The organism is Craterilacuibacter sp., assembly GCF_051659485.1.
Taxonomy (GTDB): Bacteria; Pseudomonadota; Gammaproteobacteria; order Burkholderiales; family Chromobacteriaceae; genus Craterilacuibacter.
The window spans coordinates 1-6,873 of record NZ_JBOFOO010000426.1; the positions used below are offsets into that span (position 1 = coordinate 1).

The window sequence follows — 6,873 nt, forward strand, 5'->3', positions numbered from 1 at the left end:
GCGACAAAGCGTCCGCGCGGGATGCTCAGGTTGATGTTTTTCAGGATGCTGCGTTCACCGTAGGCAAAGCTGACATTCCTGAATTCGATAAAACTGTCTGTGCTCACGGAGGTTTCTATGACCGAAAAAAATGGGGCAGAATCTGCCCGAGTTAATCGGCATTTTAACCCCGGATGGCCATAATGGCCAAATCGTTAGCAGAGTTTATGCCGCATTGTTGCAATGCACACAGTCTGCGCTTGGCAGCGGCCGGGTTTGCTTGACGCAGTGCGGGTTTTTTGCACAAGAAAAGCCCGCCGTAGCGGGCCTGAATCGCTGTTGCGGGCTTAAATGCCGCGTAACAATTCGTTGATGCTGGTCTTGGAGCGGGTCTGGGCATCGACTTTCTTGACGATGACCGCGCAGTACAGGCTGTGGCTGCCATCCTTGGATGGCAGGCTGCCGGATACCACGACCGAACCTGCCGGCACGCGGCCGTAGTGGATTTCACCGGTCTCTCTATCGTAGATACGGGTCGACTGGCCGATAAATACGCCCATCGAAATTACCGAGCCTTCACCCACGATGACGCCTTCCACCACTTCGGAGCGGGCGCCGATAAAGCAGTTGTCTTCGATAATGGTCGGGTTGGCCTGCAAGGGTTCGAGTACGCCGCCGATGCCGACACCGCCGGACAGATGCACGTTCTTGCCGATCTGGGCGCAGGAGCCGACGGTGGCCCAGGTGTCGACCATGGTGCCTTCATCGACAAAGGCGCCGATGTTGACAAAGGAAGGCATCAGTACCGTGTTCTTGGCGATAAACGCGCCCTTGCGTGCCACTGCGCCCGGTACTGCACGAAAGCCGGCAGCGCTGAAGTCCTGTGCTTTCCAGTCGGAAAATTTGGTATCGACCTTGTCGAAGTAGCGGCTGACACCATCGTCCATCACTTCATTGTCGCGAATGCGGAACGACAGCAGTACGGCTTTTTTCAGCCACTGGTGGGTGACCCATTCACCGTCCAGCTTCTGGGCAACGCGCAACTGGCCGTTGTCCAGTTCATGGATGACTTGTTCGATGGCGGACTTCAGCTCGGCCGATACCGTGGCCGGGGTGATGGCGGCGCGGTCTTCGAATGCGGTTTCGATCAAGGGTTGCAATGGATGCATGTGGTGTAGTCCTTTGGCGAGATGAATAGAGGTGCTCATGATTGCATTCTTTGTGATGTATTAGGTGTAGTCAGTGCTGACAAACTGTTCGATACGCTGTGCGGCAGACACGCATTCTGCCAGCGGCGCGACCAGTGCGATACGGATATAGCCCTGGCCCGGATTGTGGTCGTGTGCGGTGCGCGCCAGCAAAGAGCCGGGCAAGACGGTGATGTGTTCGCGCTCGAATAGCTCGCGGGTAAAGCGGATATCGTCACCACCGGGCACGCTCGCCCATAGATAAAAGCTGGCATCTGGCCGCCTGACATCGAGTACACGGGCCAGAAACGGGGTGACGGCGTCGAATTTGGCGATATAGGCGGCGCGGTTTTCCGTCACGTGTGCCTCATCGCCCCAGGCGGCAATGCTGGCCGCCTGGGTTGGCAAACTCATGGCGCTGCCGTGATAGGTGCGGTACAGCAGAAAGTCTGCCAATAGCTTGGCGTCACCGGCCACAAAGCCCGAGCGTAGGCCGGGCGCATTGGAACGTTTGGACAAGCTGGTAAACATCACGGTGCGCGCGAAGTCGCGGCCAAGCTTGCGGGCAGCTTCCAGTGCTCCCAGCGGCGGAGTGCCGAAATGGATTTCGGAGTAGCACTCATCGGAGGCGATTACGAAGCCGTAGCGATCAGACAAGGCAAACAGTGCCTGCCAGTCGGCGAGGCTCATCACCGCGCCGGTCGGGTTGCCGGGCGAGCAGACAAACACCAGTTGCGTACGCTGCCATACGGCCTCGGGTACGGTCGACCAATCCGGCTGGAAACGATTTTCGGCGACACAGTTGACGTAAAACGGTTCGGCACCGGCCAGTAGTGCAGCACCCTCGTAAATCTGGTAAAACGGGTTGGGTGAAATGACGACAGGCTTTTCTGGCGTCGAGCAGTCGATCACGCTTTGTACGAAGGAAAACAGTGCTTCACGGCTGCCGTTGACCGGCAGTACTTCGCGTACCGGATCCAGTTCGATAGCGTAGCGGCGTGCGGCCCAGTCGGCGCAGGCCTGACGCAAGGCATCCGTACCCAGTGTCGCCGGATAGCCGGATAGGCCCTCCAGATTGCCGGTAAGCGCCTCGGTGAGTAGCGCCGGGGTCGGGTGCTTGGGTTCGCCTATCGACAGATTGATGTGCGCCTTGTCCTGTGCCGGCTGAATGCCGGACAGCAGCGCACGCAGACGCTGGAAGGGATAGGGTTGCAGTAGGGCCAGATTGGGGTTCACGGTTCTCTCTCGTGCTGCAGCAAATTCCACCATCTTAAAGAAGGGCATATGATTCTGGCAAAACAAAAACGGACTGCCATGCTCTGCCTGCTGACGACAGCGCTGGTATGGGGGCTGATGTGGGTGCCGTTTCGTGCCTTGCAAGCGGGGGGCGTTAGCAACTGGACTACTTCGCTGGCGGTTTATCTGATCGCTACCATGCTGGGTTTAAGCCTGTTCTGGCCTACCTTCCGTAGCGAATTCCGCTTCATGCCGGTGCTGTTGCCCATGATGCTGGCTTTTGGCTGGTGCAACTTCAGCTATAGCTGGGCGCTGACCGAAGGACCGGTGGTGCGTGTGCTATTGCTGTTTTACCTGTCCCCCTTATGGACGGCATTGCTGGCTAGGCTGATTCTGCACGAACGCCTGACACGCGCCGGCTACGGCGTGGTCGCCGGCTCGCTGGCCGGTTGTGTGGCCATCTTGTGGCGTCCCGGTGTATTTGCCGGCGAACTGCCTTTAAGTCATGTCTACGAGTGGCTGGCCTTGTCCGGCGGGATGGCATTTTCACTGGGTAATGTGCTGAGTCGCAGTGCCGATAAGCTGCCGCTGCCGGTCAAGTCGGCCATGATCTGGCTGGGTGTGGTGGTGTTTGCTGCCGGAGCCTTGCTGGTGCGCGGGCAGTTGGGTGCGGTGCTGGAGATACCGCCCATGGCCTGGGCGGTGATCGCGGCGCTGGGGGTGACCTTGCTATGCACCAGCGTGATCTCGCAGCATGGCGTATCGCTGTTGCCGGCCAATCAGGTGATGGCGCTGATGCTGATGGAGCTGGTGTTTGCCGCCGCCACCGCCTGGTTGCTGGCTGGGGAGACCGTCAGCATTCAGGAATGGCTGGGCGGGGCGCTGATTGTGCTGTCCAGCCTGTTCTCCGGGCGCATGAGTCAAAAGAGCGTACCCGCGGCGAGCCCCGCTCCCGCTTAATAGTGCGGTGGAAGTTCGTCGCGCAACGAATGCCCGTCACTGTTTTCACCGCTGCCGCGTGCGCTTTGGCGGTACAGGAGGCGCAACTGTTCCTGTAGCAAGTCGATTTCTTGCTGCTGGCGCGCCAGCGTCGTGCTTAGTGTTTCCACCGTGTCATCGAGGAAGGCCAGACGGATTTCCAGCTCGGCACTGCGCGTGTCGGCATCGCGTGCTAACAGCCAGTTGTGTAGCTGTTGCACCCTAAACGGACGCCGGAACAGGGTATAGAGTTCCAGCCAGTCTTCGGCGCGCATCCAGGGCAGGCTGTCAGTCCAGTCTACCTGTGCCGGAACAAAATCCCAGCTACTCACACGCCCTTCGTCCTGTACGGCAATGCCGGCGATCAAGTCCAGCGTAGTGCCATCGCTACTAATAAAGCGGGCAAAGTGTTGCGCCACATTGCGCGGGTGTGCGGGGCGTGCTTCTTCGTTAAGCACCTCACGTAAACGCAGTTGCGCCTGGGCAAAATGTTCGGGCGTGATCATCAGATCCAGATCCTGCGGATTCGCTTCCAGTCCCAGATGATGGAGCAGGGTGCTGCCGCCTATGGCCCAGTCAAGTCCGTTAAGCAGGGGCGCGATGTGTCGCGCCAGCGACAGCGGGGCAGGGATGTTCATCTAGTTTCCTTGTTCAGAGCACCATCGCCGCAATCCAGCCTGCCGTCAGTAGTGGCAGGTTGTAGTGCAGGAAGGTAGGGATCACGGTGTCGCGGATATGGTCGTGCTGGCCATCTACATTCAAGCCCGAAGTCGGGCCCAGCGTCGAGTCGGAGGCAGGCGAACCGGCATCGCCCAGCGCACCCGCAGTACCGATAATGGCGACCGTGGCCATGGGCGAGAAACCCAACTGTATGCATAGCGGCACATAGATGGCAGCAAGAATAGGGACGGTGGAAAACGACGAGCCTATGCCCATGGTCACGAACAGGCCGACCACCAGCATGGCCAGTACCGCCAGACCGCGGTTGTGACCGAAAAGATCGGCCGCCGCACTGACCAGCGGTGCGATCTGGCCGGTGGCTTTCAAGACCTCGGCAAAGCCTTGGGCGGTGATCATGATGAATCCTATCATCGCCATCATTTTCACGCCTTCGGTAAACAGGTCGTCGGCATCTTTCCATTTCACTACCCCGGCGGCGATAAAGGTCAGAAAGCCAACCAGCGCCCCCATGATCATCGAGCCGGTATAAAGCTGTACCGAAAAGGCCAGCACGATGGCGGCCAATGCAGTCAGGATGGAGCGCGGGCTGACCTTGGCATGGGTACGCTCGGCATTTTCGATACGGCCGATGCTGTAGTGGCGCGGCTTGCGATAGCTGATCAGAACCGCGACCAGCAGCCCCACCAGCATGCCGCTGGCCGGAATCGCCATGGCGTGGGTGACGTTGATGGCGGACACGTCCATGCCCGATTTGGCGATATTGCCCAACAGGATCTGCTTGAGGAAAATTTCGCCAAAGCCGACCGGGAACAACATATAGGGCGTAACCAGACCGAAGGTCATTACGCAGGCAACGGCACGCCTGTCCAGTTGCAGCTTGGCCATGACGTACAGCAGTGGTGGCACCAAGAGCGGAATAAAGGCGATATGGATGGGGATCAGGTTCTGGCTGGAGATGCTGACCGCGGCCAGCAGCAGCAACAGCATCCACTTGAGCATGGCCTTGGCCTGCCCGTTTTCCAGCCGCTTGAGCGCCATGTCGGCCAGCGCATGCGGCAGGCCGGATTTGGCAATGGCGACGGCAAAAGCGCCCAGCAGCGCATAAGACAGCGCCACCGAAGCACCGCCGGTAATGCCGTTATTGAAGGCCGTCAGGGTATCGGCTAGCGACATGCCTCCCGCCAGACCGCCGACAATGGCGCCTATCAGCAGGCTGATGACGACATGGGTGCGAGCCAGCGACAGGGCGAGCATCAGGATGACGGCGAGAAGAACAGCATTCATGATTCGGGTCTGTGGTGGATTTCGGGTGAATTTAAAATAATCACTTATGCCCGCTCTGTCGAGTTGGCGAGTGCTTGCTAATGAAACGTCGATGTCAGGCGGGCTTGCTCATGCTCTGTTTGATATAGAGGTCGAAGCGGGTCGATTTTCCTTCCATTACGACCGAGGGTTTCATGCCGTCGATAGGGGCACCCAAGCGCGGGCGTTTGACCACTACCCGTTTGCGGGCGGCATGCCAGGCGGCAGCGAGCAGGGCGGCGCTATCCATGTCATCGCCTATCACCTGCTGGAACGCCTGCATGTCTTTCTTGGCGGCCGCACTTTTCTTGTCGGTGTCGGGAAACATCGGGTCGACGAAGACCACGTCCGGGCAGTGTTCGGGTGCGAGAGCCGATAGCCAGTCTATCGAATTGGCGTGCACCAGCGTCATGCGGACGCCAATGTCTGCGGTATCGGGGTGCGAGCGGGCTCGGTCCAGTGCATCAAACAAGAGCGCGGCCGCCACCGGCGAGCGCTCCAGCAGCGTCACTTCGCAACCCAGACTGGCCAGTACGAAGCTGTCGCGGCCTAGGCCGGCGGTTGCATCCACTACGCTGGGCAGGATGTTGGCGCTTTTCAGGCCTATCGCTTTGGCCACCGGCTGGCCGCGCCCGCCGCCCTGTTCGCGCCGGTGCTTGGCCGCGCCTTCGACAAATTCGGCATAAACCGCACCATGCTTGTCATGGGTGACCAGTTCCAGTCTGTCATCCCCCAACTCCAGCCAGTAGCCGCTGGCCGGGCGCTCGCGCTGGCGTTGCAGACCAAACATACCGATTAGCCGTTCGGCGTAATCGCGGCGTGCGCCGGCGGCGAGGAAAAAGGGAAAATCGGACATGACAGGCTTTCTTGCAGTTGCAGGCGAGGGCGCACGATAAGCGAGGCTTGTCGGCTGTGCAAGCCGGCGCTGCATATGATGGAGCATGGAACGACTAGTTTGCTTCTGTCTGGGCGTGGCCTTGGTGGCCGTGCTGCCCGATTTGCCTGACTGGCGCTGGCTGCTGCTGCCCGTGATATTGGCCTTGCCTTGGCTGCGGCTATTGCGTGGCTTGGGCTTGCGCGCAAGCTATGCGCTGATGGTGCTGTTGTGTGCGATGGCGTGGGCAAGCTGGCGGGCAGAGGGGCGGCAGGCTGAGGGGCTGTCTGCGGCGCAAGAGGGAGTGCCGGTCGTACTGCACGGCAGGGTGAGTGGGCTTGCCAGTGATCACGAGTTTTCCACCCGCTTTAATTTTTCCATTGAAAATGCGCCGGCCGGTGTGCCGTCCAGGGTGCTGGTCCGTGACTACCAGCGGCGTGACTGGCCGGCCGGCAGCCGCTGGCGCGTGAGCCTACGCCTGCGTGCGCCAAGGGGCGAGGCGAATCCTTACGGTTTCGATGCCGAAGCCTGGATGTGGTCGCAGGGTTTGCAGGCCGGGGCGACGGTGGGTAAGTACCGGCTTGCGCTGGACAAGGGGCAGGGCCCCGCGGCCGCACTTGACCGCTTGCGTACGCA

Annotated in this window: 7 protein-coding genes; 2 read left to right on the forward strand and 5 right to left on the reverse strand. The window is 60.0% G+C overall.

The window, feature by feature from the left end; translation table 11 throughout:
• Positions 1 to 326: 326 nt before the first annotated feature.
• Together dapD and dapC are read right to left on the reverse strand one after the other, a co-directional pair.
• On the reverse strand, positions 327 to 1,148 hold the full coding sequence (gene dapD / locus ACRC1E_RS14305; RefSeq protein WP_438515777.1) for a 2,3,4,5-tetrahydropyridine-2,6-dicarboxylate N-succinyltransferase: 822 nt from the start codon (positions 1,146 to 1,148) through the stop codon (positions 327 to 329).
• A 60-nt stretch (positions 1,149 to 1,208) separates the two neighbouring features.
• Entirely contained in the window at positions 1,209 to 2,402 is a 1,194-nt protein-coding gene (gene dapC, locus ACRC1E_RS14310) for a succinyldiaminopimelate transaminase (RefSeq protein ID WP_438515771.1), read from the reverse strand.
• A 48-nt stretch (positions 2,403 to 2,450) separates the two neighbouring features.
• On the opposite strand from dapC, the gene ACRC1E_RS14315 reads away from it, so the two are divergent.
• On the forward strand, positions 2,451 to 3,362 hold the full coding sequence (locus tag ACRC1E_RS14315; protein ID WP_438515772.1) for a DMT family transporter: 912 nt from the start codon (positions 2,451 to 2,453) through the stop codon (positions 3,360 to 3,362).
• Here ACRC1E_RS14315 and ACRC1E_RS14320 read toward each other — a convergent pair.
• The 3 genes from ACRC1E_RS14320 to ACRC1E_RS14330 form a co-directional block, all read right to left on the reverse strand.
• Positions 3,359 to 4,018, reverse strand: coding sequence for a SlyX family protein (locus ACRC1E_RS14320; RefSeq protein WP_438515773.1), 660 nt, complete (start codon positions 4,016 to 4,018; stop codon positions 3,359 to 3,361). The two genes, ACRC1E_RS14315 and ACRC1E_RS14320, sit on opposite strands and share 4 nt — an antisense overlap.
• A 13-nt stretch (positions 4,019 to 4,031) precedes the next feature.
• On the reverse strand, positions 4,032 to 5,345 hold the full coding sequence (locus ACRC1E_RS14325; RefSeq protein WP_438515774.1) for a Na+/H+ antiporter family protein: 1,314 nt from the start codon (positions 5,343 to 5,345) through the stop codon (positions 4,032 to 4,034).
• Between the two features lie 94 nt (positions 5,346 to 5,439).
• Complete coding sequence (locus tag ACRC1E_RS14330) at positions 5,440 to 6,219, reverse strand: class I SAM-dependent methyltransferase (RefSeq protein ID WP_438515775.1); 780 nt, start codon at positions 6,217 to 6,219, stop codon at positions 5,440 to 5,442.
• 85 nt (positions 6,220 to 6,304) lie between these two features.
• Here ACRC1E_RS14330 and ACRC1E_RS14335 point away from each other — a divergent pair.
• The coding region (locus ACRC1E_RS14335) for a ComEC/Rec2 family competence protein (RefSeq protein ID WP_438515776.1) at positions 6,305 to 6,873 on the forward strand (569 nt) is incomplete at its 3' end.

Excerpts from the sequence above, each read along its gene's own strand:
- ACRC1E_RS14320 (WP_438515773.1), bottom strand. The coding sequence starts at position 4,018 with ATGAACATCCCTGCCCCGCTGTCGCTGGCGCGACACATCGCGCCCCTG.
- ACRC1E_RS14325 (WP_438515774.1), bottom strand. The coding sequence starts at position 5,345 with ATGAATGCTGTTCTTCTCGCCGTCATCCTGATGCTCGCCCTGTCGCTG.
- ACRC1E_RS14330 (WP_438515775.1), bottom strand. The coding sequence starts at position 6,219 with ATGTCCGATTTTCCCTTTTTCCTCGCCGCCGGCGCACGCCGCGATTAC.
- ACRC1E_RS14315 (WP_438515772.1), top strand. The coding sequence starts at position 2,451 with ATGATTCTGGCAAAACAAAAACGGACTGCCATGCTCTGCCTGCTGACG.
- dapD (WP_438515777.1), bottom strand. The coding sequence starts at position 1,148 with ATGCATCCATTGCAACCCTTGATCGAAACCGCATTCGAAGACCGCGCC.